Here is a 385-nt window from a genome sequence, read left to right as displayed (position 1 = left end):
CACGGGGGAGTTTCGTCTTGTCTCTCATGCTGCCGGATCCGCTGGAGTGGGTCCTGGACATGCTCGGTTTCAACTGGCCGCATGCCGACGAGGACAAGCTGATCGAGTGCGCCCAGGTCTGGCGCCAGTTCGCGAACGAGGTGGCCGGCCACCAGTCGCGCGGCAACACCGCCGCCGGCAATGTGCTCGCCGTCAACACCGGTGACGCCATCGAGGGCTTCAGCAAGACCTGGGACAAGTTCGCCGACGGCTCCGGCTACTTCGACGACGCCCGCCAGGCCGCCGAGGTCATCGCCTTCACCCTGGAGGCCGCGGCCGCGCTGGTCATCGGCATGAAGATCGCGGTGATCACGCAGCTGGTGATCCTGGCCGCCGAAATCATCGC

1 protein-coding gene is annotated in these 385 nt (G+C 66.5%); it reads left to right on the top strand.

Annotation, left to right across the window (positions count from 1 at the left end; genetic code table 11):
• Positions 1–26: 26 nt before the first annotated feature.
• The coding region (locus IH45_RS0142780) for a WXG100-like domain-containing protein (protein WP_030682732.1) at positions 27–385 on the top strand (359 nt) is incomplete at its 3' end.

This window comes from Streptomyces rimosus subsp. rimosus, assembly GCF_000720725.1.
Taxonomy (GTDB): Bacteria; Actinomycetota; Actinomycetes; order Streptomycetales; family Streptomycetaceae; genus Streptomyces; species Streptomyces rimosus_A.
The sequence above is the reverse complement of the archived record's forward strand: the minus strand, read 5'-3'. Positions and strand labels throughout refer to the sequence as shown.